This is a genomic window from Caballeronia ptereochthonis, from assembly GCF_001545075.1.
GTDB lineage: Bacteria > Pseudomonadota > Gammaproteobacteria > Burkholderiales > Burkholderiaceae > Caballeronia > Caballeronia ptereochthonis.
Genome location: NZ_FCOB02000019.1, coordinates 105,120 through 128,553 on the forward strand (window position 1 = coordinate 105,120; position 23,434 = coordinate 128,553).

Consider the following 23,434-nt stretch of genomic DNA (forward strand, 5'->3'; position numbering starts at 1 on the left):
CCGCGTGATAATCTGCCAATGAAAAGTTGGACCTTGTCGATATCCAAATCAGCATTCGTATAAACCCTTAAATGCTGCTGAATTCGAGCCCCCGGTACGTGCACAGCCGCTTGAAGACGCGACAGCTTTTGCTCGTCGTCGCGCTTGCGGAAGAAGGTAATATTCATCGCGCGGCGGCCGCGCTGAACATGACGCAGCCCGCCGCGTCGAAGACCCTGCGCGAGCTGGAAGAGGCGCTCGGTGTGACGCTCTTCGATCGCGAGCCGCGCGGCGTGCGTCCCACGCTTTATGGCGACGCGATCATCCGCCATGCGCGCGCGGTGCTCGGCAGTCTCGATCAGGCTCAGGAAGAACTCATCGCGCTCAAGTCGGGGCGGCTCGGGCACGTGAGCATCGGCGCGATCACGTCGCCGGGCGTGCGGCTTCTGCCCGCCGCGGTTGCAGCGGTGAAGCGCCTGCACGCGGATATCCGCATCTCCGTCGAGATCGATACGAGCAATGTGCTGCTCGAACGCCTGGCGCAGGACAAGCTCGACATCGTGATCGGACGGTTGTCCGCCGAGCATGACAAGGTGCAATTGCGTTATGAGCCGCTCGCGGAAGAACCGGCGCATGCAGTCGTGCGTGCGGATCATCCCTTGCTGAAGAAGAAATCCCTGGCCTTGAACGACGTTCAGCAGGCCGCGTGGCTCGTGCCGCCAGCGGGCAGCGTGCTGCGGCATCGCTTCGACCTGATGTTCCAGCGCGCGAGCCTCGCGCCGCCGTCGAACGTCGTCGAGACGGCGGCGATTCTCTTCGTCACGCAGTTGCTGGAACAGAGCGATATGATCGCCGTGCTGGCGGAAGACGTCGCGCGCTACTACGCGCGGCATGGCATCGTCGCGATGTTGCCGCTGCCGATGGATTGCAGGATGGACGACTTCGGCATCGTCACGCGGGCGGATCGGCTCTTCACGCCCGCCACGGAAGTGATGGTCGATGCACTGCGCGCGGCGGCGCGCGACGCATATGAAGATCAGGCCGTCGCCGCGAGTTCCACCGGCGCGCGATAACGCTCGATCAGGCGCTCACGCTTCTTCGAAACAGCCGCCAGGTTGCGCTCCTTGACATGGCCGAAGCCACGGATCTCATCGGGAAGCTTGGCGAGTTGCAGCGCCGTATCGAAGCGCTCCGCGTCGAGCGTCGCGCAAAACTCATCGACGAGCGCGATGTAATCCGCGATCCACTGGCGCTCGGCGCGGCGCTCCGCGGTCTTGCCGAACATGTCGAGCGAGGTGCCGCGCAGACCCTTCATCCTTGCGAGCAAGCGGAACGCGGGCAGCATCCACGCGCCGAAGCGCTGCTTCACGAGATGGCCGTGCTCGTCGCGTCTGGCGAAGAGCGGCGGGGCGAGATGGAACGCCAGCTTGTAGTCGCGTCCCGGCTCGCCTTCGAATTGCTCGCGCAGCTTGTCGAGATATGCGGGATCGGCGTAAAGGCGCGCGACTTCGTACTCGTCCTTGTAAGCCATGAGCTTCGCCAGATTCACCGCGACGGCGCGCGTGAGCGGCAGCTTCGCGTGGCCGTTCAGTTGCTTTTCCTTTGCGCGGATGCGTTCGACCACGCTCCGGTACGAACCGGCATACGCGTCGTTTTGATACGCCGCAAGCAAAGCTTCGCGCGTCGCGATCACCTGCTCCAGCGACTCTGGCATCTTCATCACGATCGCGTGTTGCGCCGCCTTGATCAGATCGCCCACGCCGCGATGCGCGACGAAACGTCCCCAGCCGAACGCCAGCCAGTTCTTTTCGACAGCCACGCCGTTCAGTTCGATCGCGCGCTTCAGGCTCGCCAGCTCCAGCGGCAACCAGCCCTTCTGCCACGCGAAACCGAGCAGCAGCGGATTCGAGTAGATCGTATCGCCGAGCAGCTTCAGCGCGAGCGCGTTGGCATCGACGAATGCGCAGCCCGCGCCGATGCTTTCCGTTAGCGCACGCTCCGTCTGCGCGCCCGGAAAGGTCCAGTGCGCATTGGTGACGAACTCGGCCGTCGGCGTCGCGCCGCTGTTGATGGCGGCCTGCGTGATGCCGTTTCGCGTGCGCGAGAGCACATCGTTCGATGCGGACACGATCGCATCGCAACCGATCACGAGGCGCGCCTCACCGGTGGCGATGCGCGTCGCGTGCAGCGCATCCGGCGCCGGCGCGATCTGCACGTGACTCAGCACCGCGCCGCCTTTCTGCGCGAGGCCGGCCATGTCGAGCACGGTCACGCCCTTGCGCTCGATATGGGCCGCCATGCCGATCAACCCGCCGATGGTCACGACGCCCGTGCCGCCTACGCCCGTCACGAGAATGCCGTAAGGCTTCGTCAACGCCGGAAGCGAAGGCAACGGCAGGTTGTCGAAATCGGGCTTCTGTCCCGCCGCCGCTTTCGGCTTGCGAAGCTGCGCGCCTTCGGCAGTCACGAAGCTCGGGCAAAAGCCCTTGACGCAAGAAAAGTCCTTGTTGCACGACGATTGATTGATCTTGCGCTTCGTGCCGAGCGGCGTATCGAGCGGCTCGACCGACAGGCAGTTCGACTGCACCGAGCAATCGCCGCAGCCTTCGCACACGGCATCGTTGATGAACGCACGGCGCGCCGGATCGGGATACGTGCCGCGCTTGCGGCGGCGGCGCTTTTCGGTGGCGCAGGTCTGATCGTAGATGAGCACGGTCGTGCCCGACGTATCGCGCAGTTCGCGCTGGATTCTGTCCAGTTCATCGCGATGATGCACGGTCACACCCTTCGGCAGTTCGATTCCGGCGTCGTACTTGTGCGGCTCGTCCGTCACGATGACGATGCGCTTCGCACCTTCCGCATGCACCTGATGCGCGATTTGCGGCACCGTGAGCACACCGTCGACGGGTTGGCCGCCCGTCATGGCGACGGCGTCGTTATAAAGAATCTTGTACGTGATGTTCGCGTTCGCCGCGATGGCCGCGCGCACCGCGAGCAGGCCCGAATGGAAATACGTGCCGTCGCCGAGATTGACGAACACGTGCTTGTCGCCCGAGAAATGCATCTGCCCGATCCACGCGACCCCCTCGCCGCCCATCTGGCTGAACGTCTCGGTCTTGCGGTCCATCCACATCGACATGTAATGGCAGCCGATGCCCGCGAGCGCGCGCGAGCCTTCGGGCACGCGCGTCGACGTGTTGTGCGGACAGCCCGAGCAGAACCACGGCTTGCGTTCGACGCCGACGCGCGGCTTGACTGCCTCGCGCTCCTTCGCTTCGATTGTCTCCACGCGCGAAAGCATGCGCGCGCGCACATCGGCGGGAAGATCCGCACGCGCGAGACGGCGCGCAATGGCCTTCGCGATCAGCGCGGGCGACAGCTCGTAATGCGCGGGCAAGAGCCAGTTGCCGCGCGGCACGGACCACTCGCCGCCTTCGTTGTCGCGCTCGTCGAACTTGCCGTAGATGCGCGGGCGCACGTCCTCGCGCCAGTTGTAGAGCTCTTCCTTCAGCGCGTATTCGAGGATCTGCCGCTTCTCCTCGACCACGAGAATCTCTTCGAGGCCGGTCGCGAACGCGCGCGCGTCCTGTGCGTCGAGCGGCCACACGCAGCCGACCTTCAGCACGCGCAAGCCGATCTGCGCGCAGGTTTCGTCGTCGAGGCCGAGATCGGCGAGCGCCTGGCGCACGTCGAGATACGCCTTGCCCGCCGTGATGATTCCGAAGCGCGGCTTGTCCGAGTCGATCACGACGCGATTCAGCTTGTTCGCGCGCACGTAGGCGAGCGCCGCATACCACTTCTCGTCGAGCAGACGCGCTTCCTGCGCGAGCGGCGAATCGGGCCAGCGGATGTTGAGACCGCCCGCGGGCATCGCGTAGTCGGTCGGCGTGACGATCTCCACGCGGTCCGGATCGAGATCGATCGATGCGGTGGATTCGACCACGTCGGTCACGCATTTCATCGCGACCCACAGGCCGGAATAGCGGCTCATCGCCCAGCCGTGCAGGCCGTAGTCGAGATACTCCTGCACGTTCGACGGATACAGCACCGGAATGCCCGCCGCAATGAACGCATGATCCGACTGATGCGCGACCGACGACGACTTCGCCGCGTGATCGTCGCCCGCGAGGACGAGCACGCCGCCATGCCCGTCGGTGCCAGCGGAATTCGCGTGCTTGAAAACGTCGCCGGTGCGGTCGACGCCCGGGCCCTTGCCGTACCACATGCCGAACACGCCGTCGCGGGTCGCGCCCGGCCAGAGGTTGACCTGCTGCGTGCCCCAGATCGACGTGGCGGCGAGATCCTCGTTCACGCCCGGCTGGAACACGATGTCGTTGTCCTTCAGGTGCTGCTTCGCCTTCCACAGCGACTGATCGAGCGCGCCGAGCGGCGAGCCGCGATAGCCCGAGATGAAGCCCGCCGTGTTCAGCCCCGCCTTGCGGTCGCGCGCCTTTTGCAGCATCGGCAGGCGCACCAGCGCCTGCGTGCCGCTGATGTAGACACGGCCTTTCTCCAGCGTGTATTTGTCGTCCAGCGAAACGTCTGCGGGGGCTAGCGCGGCTAAGTCGGGTGCGTTCATGAGGGGCTCGTCTCCGGATACGTGAATAGTTTTTTGCCCGAGTATATGAAGCCGATTTGCCATCGTAAAATCACGAATAAACAACTCTGGTATCCGAAAATCAGATGGCATTCGATCTCACGCTCCGGCAATTGCGCTATTTCGTGGCCGCCGCGCAAACGGGCCAGTTCTCGATGGCGGCGGCAAACGAGCACGTATCGCAATCGGCGATCACCAACGCGGTGCTGGCGCTCGAAAACGCGCTCGGCACGAAGCTGTTCGAGCGCCTGCCGCAAGGCGTCGCGCTCACGCCCGACGGCCAGGATTTCCACAACCACGCGCGCCGCGTGCTCGACGCCGCGCGCGATGCGATGCACAAGCCGCCCTTTCGCTCGCACGACATGCGCGGCGTGGCGCGCATCGCCGCGTCGTATACGGTTCTCGGGTATTTTTTGCCGGAACTGCTCGCCCGCTTCCGCGCGACGTATCCGTTCATCGATTTCGATCTGCGCGACATGGAGCGGCCCGGGATCGAGGAGGCGGTGGCAAGCGGCGATGTCGATATCGGCGTGGTGCTGCTCTCGAACGTGCAGCGCGCGAGCCGCTTCGGCAGCCAGGTGCTGATACGCTCGCGGCGCCAGCTATGGGTCGCGCCGACGCATCCGCTTGCGCAGCGGCAGGCCGTTTCGCTCAAGGACATCGCCGAGCATCCGTACATCATGATCACCGTCGACGAGGGCGAGCATTCGACGATGCGCTACTGGCACAAGAAGCGCATTGAACCGAACATCGCGTTTCGCACGAGTTCGATGGAGGCGTTGCGCGGTCTGGTGGCGCATGGCTTCGGCGTCACCGTGCTGTCGGATATGGTGTTTCGACCGTGGTCGCTCGAGGGCAAGCGCATCGAGGCGCGGCCTGTCCACGACGCCATTCCGCATATGGAGGCCGGCATGATCTGGCGCAAGGGCGCGGTACTGAGCGGCCCGGCGGCGGCTTTGCAGCAGTTCCTCATTCACGCATGCGGCGGTTGACGCGTATGTCCCTGGCGCGTCGATTGTCGCGCGCCGTTCGCCAAAGCATTCTGCCGGAATCACGACCGAAGACGAACATCGACGTTCCTGTTCGTCGGGTGCAGACAAGGTCCGGGGCTCTGTCTTGCAGCAACCAACATACTCCGTCGGCATGACGCTCTCGAAAGAGCTGGACAATCGCCCATCGATACCGGCTTTGTCTTTATCGTCAAGGCTTTGGCTTGACCGAACAGATCTTCTACACCGGCCTGGCATACCTCTCGCATAGGTAGGTGCGAGCGCAACGATTAGTGCTCATCCAACCAACCGAGTGATTAGGAGATACATCATGCTGAAGATCGACAACCTGGCCGTTAGCAAAGAACTCGACCGTGACGAAATGGGCGCTATCGTCGGCGGTACGAGCATTTTCCAGAACAACGGCATCAATTCCAACTACCAGGGCGGCGGTGTCTCGTTCGCCAGCCCGCAAACCAACATCGCGCCGGTCACGCAAGTGGATGCCTCGACGCACACCGACGTCGACGTGAAGGACATCACGAAGTCGCTCACCGCCGTGGGCAGCCTGCTCGGCGGCGTGAAGCTCTAAAACGTCTGCTTCGAAGGGAGAAGAGACCACGTGTTTCCTTCTCCTCTCTCTGAACCTTGACGTCGGATATGTCGAGGCTCAAAGAGAGGTCCGCTATCCCCTTGGCGGCCCCTCGTTTCCGGTGATGATTGTTGGTTTGGCCCGCTCGTACAGCGGGCCTTTTTTCGTTCGACGTGTTCATTGCCGCTCGAACCGCTTGCGACGTTGCTCCCGCATCAAGAAGACGACGTTGCTGTAGAAGCCGCGTCACTCGCCTGATCCGATGCGTTCGCCCGATACCAACATGTCCCCCGTCATCCGTTTTTCCACGACCAACAGTCTGCGCCCGGTCACGAGAGCGCGAATCGATCGCCGCTTGCGCATCCATGCAACATTGTCATTTATCTTCAAGCACTTGGATTAACCGAGCAGATCTTCTAACCCGCCTGGCACGGCTCTCGCAAATGTAGCTGCGAGCGCAACGATTGATGCTCATCCAACCAACCGAGTGATTAGGAGATTCATCATGCTGAAGATCGACAACCTGGCCGTTAGCAAAGAACTCGACCGTGCCGAAATGGGCGCCATCGTGGGCGGTACGAGCATCTTCCAGAACAACGGCATCAACTCCAATTTCCAGGGCGGCGGCCTCTCCTTCGCCAGCCCGCAAACCAATGTTGCGCCGGTCACGCAAGTGGATGCCTCGACGCACACCGACGTCGACCTGAAGAACGTCACGAAGTCGCTCACCGCCGTGGGCAGCCTCCTCGGTGGCGTGAAGGTCTAAGCAGCATCCACCATCCGACCCAATCAAGTGATCAGGAGATACATCATGTTGAAGATCGAAAACCTCGCCGTCAGCAAGGAACTCGACCGCGCTGAAATGAGCGCCATCGTCGGCGGTACGAGCATCTTCCAGAACAACGCCATCAACTCCAACTTCCAGGGCGGCGGCCTCTCGTTCGCCAGCCCGCAGATCAATGTTGCGCCGGTGACCCAAGTGGATGCATCGCAATACACGAAGGTCGACCTGACCAACGTCACGAAGTCGATCGACTCGCTGGGCAGCCTGCTCGGCGGCGTGAAGGTCTGACCCGTACTCATCCAACCAGCCAAGTTATCAGGAGATACATCATGCTGAAGATCGACAACCTCGCCGTTAGCAAAGAACTCGACCGCGCTGAAATGGGCGCCATCGTGGGCGGTACAAGCATCTTCCAGAACAACGGCATCAATTCCAACTACCAGGGCGGCGGTGTCTCGTTCGCCAGCCCGCAAACCAACATCGCGCCGGTCACGCAAGTGGATGCCTCGACGCACACCGACGTCGACGTGAAGGACATCACGAAGTCGCTCACCGCCGTGGGCAGCCTCCTCGGTGGCGTGAAGCTCTAAAGCATCATCCTCGAAGGGAGAAGGAACCAGGCCGACTGTCTCCTTCTCCCGCTCTTCTCCGATTCGTCCTTCACGAAGAAGCGAAGCGACACGGCCAGCCAGGCCGGCGGATCCTCGAAAGTTCCCAACCGAATTGATGAAGTGCCGAGCAACCATGCCCCGGGCCATGGCACGCTTCACGCACGCCCTTCCCTGACATCGCCGTACACGACGCGTACAGCGGGCACGAACCACGCGAGACACAAGCCGACGAACGCCGCCAGCGCGGCAACCACAAGGCCGATATGGATCGATGCGACCAGCGCGGCGCGGGCCGTATGCATCATCGCGTCGCCTGACTGACCGACGCTCACGAGGCGCTCGATCAGCGCGGACTGCTCCGCGCGGTCGATCAGCAAGTCAGGGCTCGCAAACGACTTGAGCCACTGCGTCGCCTGATACGAATCGAGCGGGCGATGCACGGCCCGGGCGTAAAGATGTCCGAGCAACGCGCCCGTTATCGCCGTGCCCAGCATGCCGCCGAAAATGCGCAGCGATTGAAGCAGCGCCGTTACCGCACCGATCTGATCGCGCGCGACGATCTGCTGCGAGCAGATCGTCAGGTTCGTTGCGACGAGGCCGAGTCCAAGCCCGCTCGCGCCCATGCACGCCATCCACACGAAATGCGGCTCCTTGCCGCTGAGCGACACGAGCGCAAGGCACCCGGCCACGCATAATGCGAAACCGACATACATGAGGTCGTTCGCGCGACGGATGCGCGTGACGATGCGATTGTTGAGCATGCTGCCTACGGTCGTGCCGAGCAGAAGCGGCGTGATCAGCATGCCCGAATCGTGCGGCGACATGCCGTAACCGCCCTGGAACAGCAGCGGTATATAGAACGCCATCGAGAAGAGCGCGAAACCGCCGAGCACCGAAATCGCGAACAGCGCGACGAGCTTGCGGTCGAGCAATACATCGACGGGCACGACGGGATAGCCCATGCGCTTCTCCCAGAAGTACAGCGTCGCGCCGAAAACCAGCGTGATCAGCAAGAGCAGGATCGCCGTGCCGCTCATGCCTTCTCTGGGCAGCACTTCGATCAGCAGTTGCAGCGCGCCGAACGTCACCGCAACGACGCACGCGCCGAGCCAGTCCAGTTGAATGCGCTCGCGCGTTTTGACATGGCGAAGGTTCGGCACGAACATCTGAACCAGCATCAACGCGACGATGCCGACGGGCACATTGACGAAGAAGACGAGCCGCCAGCCACGCATCTGCGTAAGCATGCCGCCGAGGGTCGGGCCAATGACGTTGGCGACGCCGAACGTCGACGTGACCAGCACGAGCCAGCGCAGACGCAGCTTCGGATCTGGAAAGAGGTCGGCGACCGTCGCGAACACCGTCCCGAGCAATATGCCGCCGCCGATGCCTTGCAGGCCGCGCGCGATCACGAGAAACAGCATGCTGCCGGCGAGCCCGCAAAGCACGGAGGCCAGCGTGAAGAGGACGATCGCCGCGAGAATGAACGGCTTGCGGCCGAAGAGATCGCCCAGGCGCCCGAAGATCGGAATCGTGATGACGGATGCGAGCATGTACGAAGTCGCGACCCACGCGTAGAGATCGAAGCCCTTCAGATCGGCGACGATGCGCGGCAAAGCGGTGCCAACGATCGTCTGGTCGAGCGCGACCAGCATCGTGACGAATGCGATGCCGAGCATCGCAAGCAGCGATTCGCGGAACGGCAGCACCTGCCGCTCCGGATCGAAGGCAGCGACGAAAAACCTCATGTCGTGCATCCCCCTGCGCGAAGACTCACGCCATCACTGGCCGCCTTCCTGAATCGTCAGAACATTCTTGACCGAAGTGACGCCACTCACGCCGTTGGCGATCGCGGCGGCCTTGTCGATCTGGGTCCCATCCGCGGCGTGCCCTGCAAGCGTGATGGCGCCGTTCTTGGCGATCACGTTGATTCCGACCACATCGATGCCGCCCTTCTGCAACGCCTGAGCCACCTTCTTGCTGAGCGCCCGATTGGCCTTGCGTGCCGCCGCCTTGGAACTTCCCGTACTCGCCGATGGCGTGGCGGACTGGTCAGTCGTCGCGGTCGCGTCGCTGGTTTGCGACCACGCGTTGAGCGATGCAGCGGCCACTAATGCAACACCTGCCAGCTTGAGCGAATTGATCATGTTCATTGCGTGCTCCCGTGTTGAGGCTTCGATGGATGCGCCATTGCGCGAAGGTACGTCTCGAACAATTCTAGTCGGCGAGTTCATACATGAAAGGCAAGTTTGCTTCGTCAGCGGGCGAGGTTCCAATGCCCGAGGTCTGATCGTAAATGCCGTTTGCCGTTGGGGCGGAGCGGCGTACAGTTCCGGAAGCGCCGAAATTCGTAAAATCGATCCTGCAACATTTCTTCAGGGAACCACGCTACCATCTGAATAATTGCCGACATACGCTGCTCAGAAGTCCACCGGGACGGCCGAAACGAAACCTGAAGACCAAGCCGACCCGACCTGCATCGCCCGTTCCATCCGAAATTTGACATGTAATCATTCGACATGCAGAAAATGGAGGCCTGGAGATGAAGAAGAGTTCCGCAGCCGTCTGGATTCTGGGCGCGATGATCCTGGGCATCGTGATCGGATACATGATCTTCACCAGCTTTCCCGACAAGAAGGTCGCCACGGAGGTCGCGGGTTACATCTCGCTCATATCGGACATCTTCCTGCGCCTCATCAAGATGCTGATCGGCCCGCTCGTTTTTTCCACGCTGGTGGTCGGCATCGCGCACATGGGCGACGCGGCCTCGGTCGGACGCGTGTTCGCCAAGGCTCTCGCCTGGTTCGTCACCGCTTCTCTCGTCTCGCTGCTGCTGGGTCTCCTGATGTCGAATCTGCTCAGGCCCGGCGATAACCTCGGGCTGCCGCTGCCCGACATCGGCGCGTCGGCGAATCTCGCAACGTCGAAGTTCACGCTGAAGGACTTCGTCAGCCACATGGTGCCGAGATCCTTCGCCGAGTCGATGGCCAACAACGAGATTCTGCAGATCGTCGTGTTCTCCATGTTTTTCGGCGTCGCGCTCGCCGCGCTCGGCGACAAGGGCAAGGTCCTGCTGGCCGCGATCGACCAGCTCTCGCACGTGATGCTCAAGATCACCGGCTACGTCATGAAGCTCGCGCCGCTGGCCGTGCTCGCCGCGATGGCCGCCACGGTCGCGGTCAACGGGCTGACGATCCTGCTGAAGTTCGCCGTCTTCATGGCCGACTTCTATATCAGCCTGTTTCTCCTGTGGGGATTGCTCACGCTCGCCGGCTTCGTGTTCCTCGGGCGACGCGTCCTCAAGCTGCTGTCGCTCATCAAGGAAGCGTTCATGCTCTCCTTCGCGACCGCCAGTTCCGAAGCCGCGTATCCGAAGATCCTCGACGCGCTCGACCGGTTCGGCGTGAAGCGCAAGATCTCGAGCTTCGTGATGCCGATGGGCTACTCGTTCAACCTCGACGGCTCCATGATGTACTGCACGTTCGCGTCGCTCTTCATCGCGCAGGCGTACAACATTCACCTGTCGCTCGGCACGCAGATCACCATGCTGCTGATCCTGATGCTGACCTCCAAGGGCATGGCCGGGGTGCCGCGCGCGTCGCTGGTCGTCATCGCGGCCACGCTCAACCAGTTCAACATTCCCGAGGCCGGCTTGCTGCTGATTCTCGGCGTGGACACTTTCCTCGACATGGGACGTTCCGCCACGAACGCGGTGGGCAATTCGATCGCGAGCGCGGTGGTCGCCAAGTGGGAAGGCGAGCTGCTGTCGGAATCGGACGCCGCGGCGAACGAAGCGCGCATCGAGGCCGAACAGGACGCCTCGCTCGCGCACCCGGCGCAAGTCTGACGGAGACCGAGCCATGAAGACGCAGCGCTTCTGGGCGGCGCTGGCGCTGGCCAGCGTCGTGGCCGTCTCGCCGGCGCGGGCAGCCGAGGACGTGCAGACGCCGGTCCCCGCCATCGACACGTTCGCACCGGCGACACTGACCGGCACATTGGCCAAGGTGCGCGACACGGGCACGATCGCGCTCGGCTATCGCGAGGCTTCGGTGCCGTTCTCCTATCTCAACGCGCGCAAGGAACCGAGCGGCTATTCCATCGAACTGTGCAAGTCGCTGGTCTCCGCAATCGGGAATGCGGTCCACAAGAGCCTCAACATTCAGTGGGTGCCCGTCACGCCGGAGAACCGCATCGATGCCGTGACGAGTGGCCGCGTGGACCTCGAATGCGGTTCGACCACCAGCAATCTGGAGCGCCAGAAACGCGTGGCCTTTTCGCCGATCATCTTCGTGGCCGGCACCAAGGTGATGGTCAGGAAAGGCTCGCCGATCAGCTCGTTTCGCGATCTGGCAGGCAAGCAGGTCGCGGTGACGGCAGGCACGACGAATGAAAAGGCCTTGCGCGATCTCGACAAGAAGTTCGATCTCGGGCTTCAGCTGCAAGTGGTGCCGGACCATGCGGAAGGCTTCGCGCGCGTGGCCGACGGCCGCGCCGACGCGTTCGCCACCGACGACGTGCTGCTATATGGCCTCATCGCCGAAAACGCTGCGAAAGGCGGCGCCTATCAGGTGGTCGGCGATTATCTGTCGTATGACCCATACGGCATCATGTTCCGCAAGAACGATCCGCAGCTCGCGCAAGTGGTGAGGGATACGTTCCAGGAACTCGCCGCGGATGGCGAGATCGAGCGTCAATACAAGCGCTGGTTCCTGCGTCGCCTGCCGTCCGGCACCAGCCTCGACATGCCGATGAGCGCTCAACTCGAAAGCATCATCGAGACGATGGCGGGCGGCGAGGCGCAGTGAGCGGCTGCGGCGCGAACGCTGAAATCACCGTGGCCAGAATGCTTATCCCTCGCCGGATCTCGTCGACGGTCAGACTGGCATAGCCCAGGATCAACCCGGCGGCGCGAGGCTGCGCGGTGCGTCCCCGCGCGGCGAAGAGCGGCGAGACAGGATACGCGCCCACACCTTCGCGGTTGGCCGCCGCCACGAGCGCAGGCTCGTCCTTCGAACTCAGCGACGGCAGCCACAGCAGAACATGCAGCCCTGCCGCCGTCCCCGCGGCCCGCGCGCCCGCGGGCAGGAACTGCGCGATCGCATCGAGCAACGCCGCACGGCGGCGCTCGTACTCGCGCCGCACGCGCCGCACATGGCGTTCGTAAGCGCCGCTCTCGATCATGGATGCCAGCACGCGCTGCTCGAGCACCGGCGCGTGACGATCGCTCAATCGCTTTGCCTGCCGAAACACCGGCACGAGCTCGTCGGGCAGAACCAGATAGCCAAGCCGAAGATGCGGCGACAGCGCCTTGGAAAACGTGCCGACATAGATCACGCGGCCATTGGCATCGATCGACTGAAGCGCATCGATCGGGCGCTGGCCATAGCGGAACTCCCCGTCGTAATCGTCCTCGATGACCCATGCATCGTGCCGCTGCGCCCACTCGAGCAGTTCGAGACGCCGGCCGATGGGCAATACGCCGCCCAGCGGAAACTGGTGCGAGGGCGTCACGTAGACCAGACGAGCGGCGCTATCGACGGGCAGGCTGCGCGTATCGAGACCGTGCTCGTCGACGGGAACGGATACGAGGCGGCCTCCCGCGGCTTCGAAGCTGTGGCGCGCGATCAGATAACCGGGATCCTCGAAGACGAACGCATCGCCGGGATCGAGCAGCAGGCGTGCGCACAGGTCGATGGCCTGCTGTGTGCCGCTCACGACGAGAATCCGTTCCGCATCGCAGACGAGCCCGCGCGCGCGCCGCAGGTAAGCCTGGAGCACGCGGCGCAGGAACGCGTCGCCTTCGGGCGCGACGTAGTAGAGGCTGTCCTGCTGACGCAGCAGTTCCGCCTGATACGCGCGCCGCCAGATCAGCGCGGGAAAGTCGCGCGCGGCCACCGCGCCATAGAGAAAGTCGATGCGGCCCCGGGCGACGGAAGGCAGCGGCGGCGCCGTGATTTCCGCCACGCGGCGACCGAACCCGGAAAGCGACGGCGCACGCCCTGCCGCAGGACGCGCGCTCGACGCCGCGGGCGCGACCGGCGGGCTCGCGACCCGCGCGGCTCGCCCCGCGGCGGTGACGAGGAAGCCCTCGGCCGCGAGCTGCTCGTAGGCGGCGGTGACGGTCGTGCGCGACACGCCCAGATCGGCCGCGAGCGCCCGTGTCGACGGCAATCGGGCGCCCGTGGGGAGCGTGCCGTCGGCGATCTGCGCGCGCAGCATGTCATAGATGCGGCGTCCGGTCCCGGCGCTCGCGCCCGCAGGCGGCTTGCGAAACTGGTCCATGAAGAATCGAGAAAACTGGATCTTCTCATTGTGCCTGTTTCGCGCGACAGTGTGAGCTTTCGCGTCACACCGCCAATTTGGGGATTCACGATGTACATTCCGCCGCACTTCGCCGAAACGCGCCCCGAGGAACTGCATCGCATCATCGGCGCGCATCCGCTGGGCATACTCGTCACGCACGGAGACGCCGGGCTGGACGCGAATCACATTCCGTTCGAGTTCGATCCGGATGTGGGAGAGCACGGCCTGCTCACGGCCCACGTCGCCCGAGCGAACGACGTGTGGCAGCGCTGCCCGACCGGCACGCCCGTCATGGTCATCTTCCGCGGCGCGCAAGCCTACATTTCGCCGAACTGGTATCCGAGCAAGCACGAGACGCATCGGCAGGTGCCGACGTGGAACTACGAGGTGGTCCATGCGCACGGCACGCTCACGATTCGCGACGACGAACGCTTCGTGCGCGGCCTCGTCGCCCGCCTGACGCGGCGGCACGAGGAGTTCGAGCCCAGGCCCTGGAAAATGGGCGACGCGCCGCCCGACTTCATCGACGGCATGTTGCGCAGCATCGTGGGCATCGAGATCGCGGTGACGTCGCTGGTCGGCAAGTCGAAGCTCAGTCAGAACAAGGACGCGCGCGATCGGAACAATGCCGCCGACGAGCTGGCGAAGCGCCATCACGATGAGCTCGCGCAGTCGATGCACCGGGCCGGCCAGGCGTAAGCGCGCCCTTCTCTTCAACGACCCACGGGATCTTCACGACATGTCGCTCGTTTCCTTTCTGATCGCCGCCATCGTCCTCGCCATCACGCCCGGTCCGGGCATCGCGTACGTCGTCGCGCGCACGGTCGCGGGCGGCCGTTGCGAGGGGCTGGCCTCGTGTTTCGGCACGGCAATGGGCGGCCTGATTCACGTGCTCGCGGCAGCGCTCGGCCTGTCCCTGCTGATTGCGGAATCCGCAATGCTCTTCGGCCTGGTGAAGTACGTCGGCGCGGCTTACCTCGTCTATCTGGGCGTGCGCATGCTGTTGCGCAGGCAGGAGACGCTCGACATGGCGCCCGTCGCATCGCAAGGTGCGCGCCGGGCCTGGCGAGAGGGCATCGTCGTCGAGGCGCTCAACGTCAAGACCGCGCTCTTTTTCCTGGCCTTTCTGCCGCAGTTCGCCTCGCCCGGCGAGCCGCTGGTGCCTCAGCTGGCGCTGCTCGGAGGCATCTGCGTGGGCTTGAACACGCTCGTCGACGTGATCGCGGTGTTCGCGGCTGCGCGCCTGCTCAGATCCGGCGCCGCACGCGCGGCGCGCGCCCGGCTGCTCACGCGCACCTCGGGCTTGGTCATGCTGGGACTGGGCGCGTACCTCGCGCTGGCGCGACGGGCGAGCGCGGTCTGATGCCCGCTCTTTGCCGGGAACGCCGCCCTCACCCCGCGGGCGCGGCGCACACGCTGCCGGCCACGACGATCCGGTCCGCCGCGCCGCGCAGAAACGCCACGAATTCGGCGGCCGGCATCGGCTCACTCAACAGATAGCCCTGCATCTGATCGCAGGCGAGCGCGCCGAGCGTGCGCATCTGCGATTCCGTCTCGACGCCTTCCGCGACGACCTCGATCTGCAAGGCCCGCGCGAGCGTCACGACGGCGGAGAGCAACGCGCCGCCGCGCTGTCCGTCGGAATCGAGATCGCGCACGAACGAGCCGTCGATCTTGATCTGATCGAATCTGAAGCGCTGCAGGTAGCCGAGGCTCGAATAGCCCGTGCCGAAATCGTCGACGGCGACCGCATAGCCGCGCGACTGCAACGCTTCGATCGTGAGGCTCGTCTTCTCGACGTTCTGCATCGCTGCCGTTTCCGTGATCTCGAACATGAGCCGGCATGGATCGACGCCGGCCGCAGCGATCAGCGAATCGATGCGCTCCACCAGATCCGGCACGTTGAACTGGATCGGCGACAGATTCACCGACACACAAGGCACGGGCAGCCCCCGCGCGTCCCATAGCGCGATGTTGCGGCAGACCTCGCGCAGCACCCAGTCGCCGATCTCGACGATGAGGCCCGAGCGTTCCGCGATCGGGATGAATTCGAGCGGCGGAACCTCCCCGAGCTCCGGGTGACGCCAGCGGATCAGCGCCTCGACGCCCGTCACCGATTGCGAGGCCACGCTGAATTTCGGCTGGAACGACACGCTGAACTGCGCGTCGCTCAACGCGCGATGCAGATCGCGCTGCAGGATCAGCGCCTTGTGCGCGGTGTGATTCATCTGCGGCTCGAACACGCGGGACGTGTTGCGCCCGCTTTGCTTGGCGGCGTACATCGCGGCGTCGGCGCTATGGAGCAGTTCGTCGGCGTTGCGGCCGTCGCGCGGATGAAACGCGATGCCGATGCTCGCGCTGACCCGCAACGGCAATCCGTTGACAACGATCTCCTGGGAAAGCCGCCGCAGCACGCCATTGGCGACCGCCACGGCGGACGACGCATCCGCCACGTTCTCGACCACGATCACGAACTCATCGCCGCCCAGGCGCGCGACCATGTCGGTATGACGCAGGTCCTGGCGCAGACGTTCGGCGCACACCTGCAGCAGTTCGTCGCCGACGCCGTGACCGAGCGAATCGTTGATCGACTTGAAGCCGTCGAGGTCGATGAACAGCACGGCGAACGCCGATTCATCGCGCTCGCATTCGGCGACCGCCTGCGCGATGCGCAACGAAAGCTGCTGGCGGTTCGGCAGCTTCGTCAACGCGTCGTGCGTGCCGAGATAATGCAGTTGCCGGTTCGCGCGCTTGAGCGAGATCGAGAGGCTGCTCGTATGGAAGCCGACCAGCGCCAGCGTGCCGACCAGGACGATGAACGACATCGCCGTGACGGCGAGCGCGAGCCAGTCGGCGTCGAGCTTTGCTTCGGCGAGGCACAGGCTGCCGGCGGCGAAGTTGGCCGCGCTCATCCCGAGATAGTGCATGCCGGTGATCGCGAGCGCCATGATGAAGGCCGCGCCGAGCCGCTTGACGACGAGGTTCTCCACATCCGCGGCGCGCAGCGTGAAGGCGAGCCAGAGCGCCGCCATCGACGCGACGATCGCCACGGCCACCGAGAGCACGAGCTTCCAGAGCGTGTATTCGATGCCCGGCGACATCTGCATCGCGTGCATGCCGGTGAAGTGCATCGCGGCCACGCCGACGCCCATGATCGTCCCGGCGACCATGAGCCGCCTGCGCGACAGCGCGCCCTGGCTCGCGGTGGCGAGCGCGATGAACGATACGCTGATCGCGAGGAATAGCGACGCCCCAGTGATGACGAAATCGTAGCCGACCGCGATCGGCAGGGAGAACGCGAGCATGCCGATGAAGTGCATCGACCAGATGCCGACGCCCATCGAAACGGCGCCGCCGGCGAGCCATGCCGGCCGCCTTTTCGCGCTCGCGAGCGCGTTCAGGCCGCCGGACAGCTCCATCGCCGTGTAGGACGCCAGGAATGCGACCACCAGCGACAGGCAGACCAGCAGCGGGTTATAAACACCAGTCATCGGGCCTCTCTCGTTCGTGTCAGTCTGTTGCGACTGCTTTCTCTTCCGTCTCGACCCCAGCTCCGGCGGGCCTCGCCGCATCGTTGCGCGGCGCATGGTCCCCGCTGCTGTATCGGTCAGCTAAAAGAAAACTTTAGGGATTCAGGGGTCGGACGAACGCTCGCGCGTCGAATTGGTGACCGTGAGCGGAATGCGCGAGCAAAGCCAGTTCACAAACGGGCGCTCGCCCGCTAGAATGGCACCCCTCTTGCCCAGGTGGCGGAATTGGTAGACGCACTATCTTGAGGGGGTAGCGCCGAGAGGCGTGCGGGTTCGAGTCCCGCCCTGGGCACCAAATGACACTCCGACATCGCCATCGGAAGAAAAAAAGCCCCGTCCGGACCATGGTCCGGACGGGGCTTTCGGCTTGCAGCAGCAACGCCTTATTTGCAGTGACGTTCCCAATGATGATGCACGTGCACCTTGTGGCAAACAGGATGGTGATGCGTTGCTGCGAAAACCGGAGCGACCGCAAACAATGTCGTGCCCGCGGCCAGGATGGCGAGAAGAGCCTTTTTCATGAGTTCGTTGACTTGAAAATGATGGAGGCGCCATCCTAACAGCGCGAGTTTACGGGTAGCTTGACGAAGCTGAATCACTCACCATAGAGCAGGATCGTTGTACTCATCCGGGGTCAGTCCGACCGGCGCAAGCGAAAAATCGAAGAGCCCTTCCTTCGCGAAATGCGCGATGGTGGCAACGGCTGTCATCCGGACAACGGCTGCTTTCATGAGGGCGCGGACCTCGACGAGCCCGCATCGGGCGCAGGCGCTACAAGTCCAACGTCCTCTCGCTCATCCACTTGACGATCGCTGGATCTACCCATTTGCTTGCCGACTGGAGTCCATCGTCTCCCGGGCTCTGCCTTTATTACCCTGCCAATCGCCATCCGCCGACGGCACTGCGACTCTTCGCGACTGCAGTTCGCGAGTGGGCCGAATGCAACGTGAGAGACCGATCGCCGGCGCCTGGACCGCCATGACCGTCGACGCTCGGGAAGCCGACGCATGCGGTGAAAACGAGGCCGCGCGCGCATTCGTCGCGACGTATCGCGACTAACGCTTGATGCTCAGATAAGCCCGGCTGATTGCGGGCCGGGTATGCACCCAGAGACGCGACGCGAGCCACGACGCCGGACGATCCCGCACTTCGAGCCGCTTGATGGTGCGCTCCGCATCGGCGGACGACTCTCGATCAAGCGGTTTCGCTCCGACATTCGTGCCCGCATGACACGTGTAGAAGTGACGAAAGCCCGCGGCCAGCGCGACCTCGCGATAGTCATCGTCGTAATAGCCTTGCGGCCAGCACAGATGATCCGACGCTTCGCCCAGGCGCGTTCGCAAGACCTTGCGCGCCGTGCTCAGATCGTCTTGCAGGCGCGTGCGCTTTTCGGCAGCCGATCCCGCGACCTGGTCCCAGCGCACATGCGTATGCGTGTGACTATGAAACTCGAACGTGCCCGCCTCGCGCATCGCGTCGATTTCGGACCAGCGCAGAATGACGTCGTCGGCGCGCCCGTTTTCGATCGCGAGTTCGCCCGCGCGATGATCCAGGAGGCGCGGAAGCTCGGCACTCGCGCGCGAAGCATTCGGACGCACGCTGCCCTCGCCGGGCCAATTGCTCACGAGAAAGCACAACGCAGTGAAGCCGTGCCGTTCCAGTATCGGATGCGCATGCACCCAGTTGTCGAGATAGCCATCGTCGAAAGTGATGACGATCGACTTGGCCGGCACGTCGTCGCCGCGCAGGAAGGCGGCGAGTTGCGCCGAACCGATGGTGCGATATCCGGCTTCTGCGAGATAGTCCATCTGCGCCGCGAAGTGCTCGGGCTTCACGGTAATCATGCCGGGCGACGTGCTGACGTGGTGATACATCAGCACCGGTACGGCGCGCGCATTAGGCCGGCTCATCGACGATGACCTCGCTCGTGCAATGCGCGCCGGTAAAAGAGCGAGGTTTCATAAGCCATGTCGCCGACCGTAAAGCCTCGCTCCATGATGCGCAGACTCTCGCGGCGCAAACGCTGCCGCAATTCCGGCTCGTCGATCATGCGCACGATCGCCGCGCGCAGCGCCGCCGGATCGCGAGGCGGCACGAGCAAGCCGTTGACGTCGTGCTCGATGAGCTCGGGCACGCCGTCGACGTGCGTGCCGATCACGGGCAAGCCGGCCGCCATCGCTTCGATGAAGGCCTGCCCCAGCGCTTCCTGATGCGTGGGCAACACGAACAAATCGCAGCCACGAAAGATATTCGGCACGTCGGTGCGAAAGCCCAGCATGTGAATGCGATGCGCGATGCCGAAGCCTGCCACGATGCCCTTGATGCGCTCGAACGCAGGGCCGTCGCCCGCCATCACGACGTGGAGGTTCGGATGCGTCTCGAGAAGCGGACGCACAGCCGCAATGAGATCTTCGTGGCCTTTCTCGTCGCGCATGATCGCGACCATGCAGGCGATGAGCGCATCCGGTTCGAGACCGAGCTCCGCGCGCAGGGTCGAATGCGCGACTGCCTCGGGCCTGGCGATGCCGTCGTAGATCGTCTGCACGCGCTTCTCCGCGACGCCCGCGGAGATGAGGGAACGGCGCACGAAATGACTCACCGCGATCACGCGGTGCGGAATCCACGTGTACGTCGCGAGCGAGCTGATGGGCAGCGCGAGATGCCGCGTGCGCACGATGAGCGGCGTGCGCGCGAGCCTCGCCGCCGTGCCGGCGACGAGGCTGTCGTGGCCACTATGCGTATTGAGCACGTCGAATGCGCGATGGCGCAGAAGCGCCTCGATGCGGAGCATCGAGCGCACGTCGCCGCCGCCTCGCATGCGCGCGTGGTGGACCGTGAATCCGTGATCGGCGCAACGTTCCCCGATACGCGCGTCCCGCGGGCAGATCAGTTCGACGGTGTGCCCGCATTCGCGCATCGCCACCATCTCCTTCAATGTACGGATTTCCTGACCGCCCCAACCTTTCGATGACTCGCTATGTAATATCTTCAAACCCCTGGTCTCCAAAAACCGGCAGCGAAGCTGCCGGAAATATTTGGTAATATTTAGTTTAGCTTTCTGTCGTATGCGAATCGTAATAAAACATTAAGGAAATCTTTTGGCCTCGAACGAGGCTCAAGGGATGGAGACCTGGCTTGCAAGCATTATGAAAGTGCGCTGCGGGCAGGACTCGACGCGTGCCGGCGACCTTCGCTCAAAGGTCGATTACCGCGGCCCGGCCATGCGGCCGTATGGCATGGCGCGCTAACGGCTCAGGAGACCATTTGGTTGACTGTTTTCTGACAAATTCTCGTGAGGGTTTTCGCCAAGAGACGGTTTCAGAAAGACTGCGCCGCACGCGCCAGTGCGCTCCAGCACACAAAGAGAACAACCGGGGCGTGACACGTCTCCGAAAATCACGCTCCGTTCCACACGTGCCGTAACGCGGTGTCCGGTCCGTCAGCTCATCCGGCGCACATGCCAGCGCGATGAACGCAAGCGTCACGGAAACGGCCCCGAAAGCCACATCGGCCCAGAGGTGTCCGATGGATGCGACGCGAGAGCACCGCAATGCCCACCGCGGGCAGCGAATTGCCGCTGTAGCAGCAAAGCAGATACGCGGACAACAGTTCGGCGCGCTGATCATCGGGCGCGATGCGATCGATCTCCTGCAGGCTGCCGCGAAACCCCAGCGCCGATGCAAGGCCGCACAGTGCCGTCGTCGATATCAGCAGCGCGATCGAACCGTCCGCCTGCGCCCACAGGAGCAACGCGAGGCTCGGCGGCAGCAGCGACAAACCGGCGAACATGGCGGTGCGCGCGGCGAGCATCGGCGTCGCGATGACGGTGATCGTGCTCGCGACGAACAGCTCCGCGACGATCGCGCCGCTCAACGCCGGGCTGCGGATGTTCATGCTGTTGGCGAGCAGATTGGGCAGCAGCGCCGCATAGAAGCCGAGAAGCGCGAACGTGGCGAACGCGGTGACGGCGGGCGCGACGAACGCGACGCGCAGATCCGCAGGAATGCCGATGCGCGGCGCGAACGACAATGCCGCGCGCGAGCGCACGGGCGCATCGACGGTTTCGCGGGTGCGCCCCGCGAGCGCCGCCGTGACGACGAGCACCGCCAGATACGCGACGAACACCGTACGCAGCGGCCACGGCGCGAACTGCGCGAGCAGGCCGGCGATCAGCACGCCCGCGGCGAGGCCCGCGAGATTGACCGCCGCGGCCAGGCGGCTCGCGGGCGCCTTGTCGGCGGCGCGATGCAGCTCCGCGATCCACGCGGTCGCGGCGCCGACGCCGATCGCAAGGCCGCTCGCGCCCCGCGCGACGAACAGCAGCGCGGGATGCACGGCGAAGAGAAAGAGCAGCGTGCTCGCCACCGCGACGGCGAGCACGACCAGACTGACGAAACGGCGGCCCGCCTGATCGGAAATGCGGCCGAACGCGAGCAGCGCCGCAAGATTGCCGATCACGTAGGTGGCGTAGACGAGGGTGACCGTGAGGTCGGAGAGGCCGAATTCGCGCTGATAAAGAGGATAGAGCGGCGTGACGAGCGTGCTGCCCGCGTAAAGCACGCCGAGCAGGAGAGCGGCCGCGATCAGCGAGACGCGGCCCTCCTGGGTCGCCCGATGCATGACTTCACCTGGAAGATGCTTTTCCTGTCATGCGATCGCGCAAGCAAACGTTCCCGCCGCTTCAGTGCCGACATGTCATTCGCGCGCGAGCAACGGATAGCGCCTTCAGCCCCGGTCAGCTTCCGACCCTTCTTCCGGGTTTGCTGCTGACGTCGAACGACGCCGCGAGTGAACGCGGCTCGGCGCCGATCAGATCGCCGTTCGAGAGCACTTCCCCGATAGCCGCAGCGGCCGCTCCAACATTGCGATCATTCAAAGCCGCAACGCACATGCGTCCGGACCGAATCAGATACACGCCGTGCCGCTCGCGCAGCACGTCGACCTGCCCGGCGGAAAGCCCCGTGTAGGTGAACATTCCGCGCTGATCCAGATAACGCGCGAGCATGGGTTCCGGCACATTGCCGCGCAGGCGCGCGTGGATCTCGCCACGCATGCGCGCGATGCGCCGGCACATCGATGCCAGCTCGTCTTCCCAGGATTGCCGCAGCGACGGCGTCGCGAGTACGCGCGCGACGATCTTCGCGCCGTGCGTCGGCGGGTTGCTGTAGTTCGCGCGCACGGCGCTCGTCAGCTGGCCCAGCACGCGTGCCGCCGAGTCCGGCGACTCGCAGATCACCGACAGCGCGCCGCAGCGCTCGCCGTATAGCGAGAAGTTCTTCGAGAACGAATTGGCGACGAACGCCGGCACGTTCTGGCGAACCATCTCGCGAATCGCAAATGCGTCGGCATCGATCCCGGCGCCGAAACCCTGGTAAGCCATGTCGATGAACGGCAGCAGTTCGCGCTGTTTGATCGCTCCGATCAGCTTCACCCATTGCGCATCGCTCAGGTCCACGCCGGTCGGATTGTGACAGCACGCGTGCAGCAGCACGACGCTCTTCGCGGGCAGATCACGGATGGCCGAGAGCATCGCCTCGAACTTGAGGCCGCCCGTCGCTTCGTCGTAGTACGGATACGTGCCGACCGTGAATCCCGCGCGCTCGAAGATGAAGCGATGGTTGTCCCACGTCGGATCGCTCACCCAGACCTGCGCATCGGGGAAATAACGCCTGATGAAGTCAGCGCCGACCTTGAGCGCACCCGAGCCGCCGAGCGTCTGCACGGTCGCGATGCGGCGTTCCGCGCGCGCCGGCGAATCGTCGCCGAACACGAGCGACTGAACGGCATCGCGATAGTCCGCCATGCCCGCCATCGGCAGATATGGCTTCGCGGCGGGTTCCGCCAGCAACTGCGCCTCGGCCTCGCGCACGGCGCCCATGACAGGCAGGCGGCCTTCGTCGTCGTAGTAGATGCCGATGCTCAGGTTGACCTTGTGCTCGCGCGGATCCCTTGCGAAGTTCTCGTTCAGCGTGAGGATCGGATCGCCGGGATAGGCATCGATGTGTTCGAACATGACAGCTCCAGTGCAAGGCAAACGGATGAGATCGAA

General features: G+C 64.1%; 18 protein-coding genes, 1 tRNA gene and 2 pseudogenes. 12 read left to right on the plus strand and 9 right to left on the minus strand.

Annotated elements, in window-relative coordinates:
• Positions 1-71 precede the first annotated feature (71 nt).
• Entirely contained in the window at positions 72-1,052 is a 981-nt protein-coding gene (locus AWB83_RS20680) for a LysR family transcriptional regulator (RefSeq protein WP_087047477.1), read from the plus strand.
• Here the strand turns inward: AWB83_RS20680 and AWB83_RS20685 are convergent.
• A complete protein-coding gene (locus tag AWB83_RS20685; RefSeq protein ID WP_087047478.1) occupies positions 1,016-4,558 on the minus strand; it encodes an indolepyruvate ferredoxin oxidoreductase family protein in 3,543 nt (1,180 codons plus the stop codon). The genes AWB83_RS20680 and AWB83_RS20685 overlap by 37 nt on opposite strands.
• Positions 4,559-4,662: 104 nt before the next feature.
• Between AWB83_RS20685 and AWB83_RS20690 the strand changes: the two genes are divergently transcribed.
• From AWB83_RS20690 to AWB83_RS20710, 5 genes are all read left to right on the plus strand, one after another.
• On the plus strand, positions 4,663-5,568 hold the full coding sequence (locus AWB83_RS20690; protein WP_087047479.1) for a LysR family transcriptional regulator: 906 nt from the start codon (positions 4,663-4,665) through the stop codon (positions 5,566-5,568).
• 328 nt (positions 5,569-5,896) lie between these two features.
• Positions 5,897-6,157 (plus strand): hypothetical protein, encoded by a 261-nt coding sequence (locus tag AWB83_RS20695; RefSeq protein ID WP_087047480.1) that lies wholly within the window; start codon positions 5,897-5,899, stop codon positions 6,155-6,157.
• Between the two features lie 505 nt (positions 6,158-6,662).
• Complete coding sequence (locus AWB83_RS20700; RefSeq protein ID WP_087047481.1) at positions 6,663-6,923, plus strand: hypothetical protein; 261 nt, start codon at positions 6,663-6,665, stop codon at positions 6,921-6,923.
• A 45-nt stretch (positions 6,924-6,968) separates the two neighbouring features.
• Positions 6,969-7,229, plus strand: coding sequence for a hypothetical protein (locus tag AWB83_RS20705; RefSeq protein ID WP_087047482.1), 261 nt, complete (start codon positions 6,969-6,971; stop codon positions 7,227-7,229).
• A gap of 41 nt (positions 7,230-7,270) precedes the next feature.
• Positions 7,271-7,531: a hypothetical protein gene (locus tag AWB83_RS20710; RefSeq protein WP_087047483.1), complete on the plus strand. Its 261-nt coding sequence runs from the start codon at positions 7,271-7,273 to the stop codon at positions 7,529-7,531.
• A 176-nt stretch (positions 7,532-7,707) separates the two neighbouring features.
• Here the strand turns inward: AWB83_RS20710 and AWB83_RS20715 are convergent, their stop codons facing one another.
• Together AWB83_RS20715 and AWB83_RS20720 are read right to left on the minus strand one after the other, a co-directional pair.
• Positions 7,708-9,300, minus strand: coding sequence for an MFS transporter (locus AWB83_RS20715; protein ID WP_087047537.1), 1,593 nt, complete (start codon positions 9,298-9,300; stop codon positions 7,708-7,710).
• 33 nt (positions 9,301-9,333) lie between these two features.
• Positions 9,334-9,705 carry a BON domain-containing protein gene (locus AWB83_RS20720; RefSeq protein ID WP_087047484.1) on the minus strand — a complete coding sequence of 124 codons (372 nt, stop codon included), beginning with the start codon at positions 9,703-9,705 and terminating at the stop codon, positions 9,334-9,336.
• 389 nt (positions 9,706-10,094) lie between these two features.
• Between AWB83_RS20720 and AWB83_RS20730 the strand changes: the two genes are divergently transcribed.
• Entirely contained in the window at positions 10,095-11,399 is a 1,305-nt protein-coding gene (locus AWB83_RS20730) for a dicarboxylate/amino acid:cation symporter (protein WP_087047486.1), read from the plus strand.
• Between the two features lie 13 nt (positions 11,400-11,412).
• Entirely contained in the window at positions 11,413-12,357 is a 945-nt protein-coding gene (locus tag AWB83_RS20735) for an amino acid ABC transporter substrate-binding protein (protein WP_087047487.1), read from the plus strand.
• Here AWB83_RS20735 and pdxR read toward each other — a convergent pair.
• A complete protein-coding gene (pdxR, locus tag AWB83_RS20740; RefSeq protein ID WP_087047488.1) occupies positions 12,323-13,834 on the minus strand; it encodes a MocR-like pyridoxine biosynthesis transcription factor PdxR in 1,512 nt (503 codons plus the stop codon). The two genes, AWB83_RS20735 and pdxR, sit on opposite strands and share 35 nt — an antisense overlap.
• A gap of 90 nt (positions 13,835-13,924) precedes the next feature.
• On the opposite strand from pdxR, the gene AWB83_RS20745 reads away from it, so the two are divergent.
• Both AWB83_RS20745 and AWB83_RS20750 read left to right on the plus strand, forming a co-directional pair.
• The gene (locus AWB83_RS20745; RefSeq protein WP_087047489.1) at positions 13,925-14,554 is read left to right on the plus strand and encodes an FMN-binding negative transcriptional regulator; all 630 of its coding nucleotides are present in this window, start codon (positions 13,925-13,927) and stop codon (positions 14,552-14,554) included.
• Between the two features lie 40 nt (positions 14,555-14,594).
• Positions 14,595-15,218 (plus strand): LysE family translocator, encoded by a 624-nt coding sequence (locus AWB83_RS20750; protein WP_087047490.1) that lies wholly within the window; start codon positions 14,595-14,597, stop codon positions 15,216-15,218.
• Positions 15,219-15,246: 28 nt separating this feature from the next.
• Here the strand turns inward: AWB83_RS20750 and AWB83_RS20755 are convergent, their stop codons facing one another.
• Positions 15,247-17,346: a putative bifunctional diguanylate cyclase/phosphodiesterase gene (locus AWB83_RS20755; protein WP_087047491.1), complete on the minus strand. Its 2,100-nt coding sequence runs from the start codon at positions 17,344-17,346 to the stop codon at positions 15,247-15,249.
• 249 nt (positions 17,347-17,595) lie between these two features.
• On the opposite strand from AWB83_RS20755, the gene AWB83_RS20760 reads away from it, so the two are divergent.
• Both AWB83_RS20760 and AWB83_RS37310 read left to right on the plus strand, forming a co-directional pair.
• A tRNA-Leu gene (locus AWB83_RS20760) sits at positions 17,596-17,680 on the plus strand.
• A 525-nt stretch (positions 17,681-18,205) separates the two neighbouring features.
• Positions 18,206-18,367, plus strand: a pseudogene (locus AWB83_RS37310) (LysR family transcriptional regulator); the annotation flags it as partial.
• A gap of 73 nt (positions 18,368-18,440) precedes the next feature.
• Here the strand turns inward: AWB83_RS37310 and AWB83_RS20770 are convergent.
• The 4 genes and pseudogenes from AWB83_RS20770 to AWB83_RS20785 form a co-directional block, all read right to left on the minus strand.
• On the minus strand, positions 18,441-19,295 hold the full coding sequence (locus AWB83_RS20770) for a polysaccharide deacetylase family protein (protein WP_087047493.1): 855 nt from the start codon (positions 19,293-19,295) through the stop codon (positions 18,441-18,443).
• A complete protein-coding gene (locus AWB83_RS20775; RefSeq protein WP_087047494.1) occupies positions 19,292-20,377 on the minus strand; it encodes a glycosyltransferase in 1,086 nt (361 codons plus the stop codon). Before AWB83_RS20775 ends, AWB83_RS20770 begins: the two co-directional genes overlap by 4 nt.
• 452 nt (positions 20,378-20,829) lie before the next feature.
• A complete protein-coding gene (locus AWB83_RS20780; RefSeq protein ID WP_244197820.1) occupies positions 20,830-22,005 on the minus strand; it encodes an MFS transporter in 1,176 nt (391 codons plus the stop codon).
• Between the two features lie 196 nt (positions 22,006-22,201).
• A pseudogene (locus AWB83_RS20785) lies at positions 22,202-23,398 on the minus strand (amino acid aminotransferase); the annotation flags it as partial.
• Between the last annotated feature and the right edge of the window lie 36 nt (positions 23,399-23,434).

Bases quoted from the DNA above. Each gene is read 5' to 3' on its own strand.
- AWB83_RS20680 (WP_087047477.1), top strand. From the start codon at position 72: ATGCTGCTGAATTCGAGCCCCCGGTACGTGCACAGCCGCTTGAAGACG.
- AWB83_RS20685 (WP_087047478.1), bottom strand. From the start codon at position 4,558: ATGAACGCACCCGACTTAGCCGCGCTAGCCCCCGCAGACGTTTCGCTG.
- AWB83_RS20690 (WP_087047479.1), top strand. From the start codon at position 4,663: ATGGCATTCGATCTCACGCTCCGGCAATTGCGCTATTTCGTGGCCGCC.
- AWB83_RS20695 (WP_087047480.1), top strand. From the start codon at position 5,897: ATGCTGAAGATCGACAACCTGGCCGTTAGCAAAGAACTCGACCGTGAC.
- AWB83_RS20700 (WP_087047481.1), top strand. From the start codon at position 6,663: ATGCTGAAGATCGACAACCTGGCCGTTAGCAAAGAACTCGACCGTGCC.
- AWB83_RS20705 (WP_087047482.1), top strand. From the start codon at position 6,969: ATGTTGAAGATCGAAAACCTCGCCGTCAGCAAGGAACTCGACCGCGCT.
- AWB83_RS20710 (WP_087047483.1), top strand. From the start codon at position 7,271: ATGCTGAAGATCGACAACCTCGCCGTTAGCAAAGAACTCGACCGCGCT.
- AWB83_RS20715 (WP_087047537.1), bottom strand. From the start codon at position 9,300: ATGAGGTTTTTCGTCGCTGCCTTCGATCCGGAGCGGCAGGTGCTGCCG.
- AWB83_RS20720 (WP_087047484.1), bottom strand. From the start codon at position 9,705: ATGAACATGATCAATTCGCTCAAGCTGGCAGGTGTTGCATTAGTGGCC.
- AWB83_RS20730 (WP_087047486.1), top strand. From the start codon at position 10,095: ATGAAGAAGAGTTCCGCAGCCGTCTGGATTCTGGGCGCGATGATCCTG.
- AWB83_RS20735 (WP_087047487.1), top strand. From the start codon at position 11,413: ATGAAGACGCAGCGCTTCTGGGCGGCGCTGGCGCTGGCCAGCGTCGTG.
- pdxR (WP_087047488.1), bottom strand. From the start codon at position 13,834: ATGGACCAGTTTCGCAAGCCGCCTGCGGGCGCGAGCGCCGGGACCGGA.
- AWB83_RS20745 (WP_087047489.1), top strand. From the start codon at position 13,925: ATGTACATTCCGCCGCACTTCGCCGAAACGCGCCCCGAGGAACTGCAT.
- AWB83_RS20750 (WP_087047490.1), top strand. From the start codon at position 14,595: ATGTCGCTCGTTTCCTTTCTGATCGCCGCCATCGTCCTCGCCATCACG.
- AWB83_RS20755 (WP_087047491.1), bottom strand. From the start codon at position 17,346: ATGACTGGTGTTTATAACCCGCTGCTGGTCTGCCTGTCGCTGGTGGTC.
- AWB83_RS20770 (WP_087047493.1), bottom strand. From the start codon at position 19,295: ATGAGCCGGCCTAATGCGCGCGCCGTACCGGTGCTGATGTATCACCAC.
- AWB83_RS20780 (WP_244197820.1), bottom strand. From the start codon at position 22,005: ATGCATCGGGCGACCCAGGAGGGCCGCGTCTCGCTGATCGCGGCCGCT.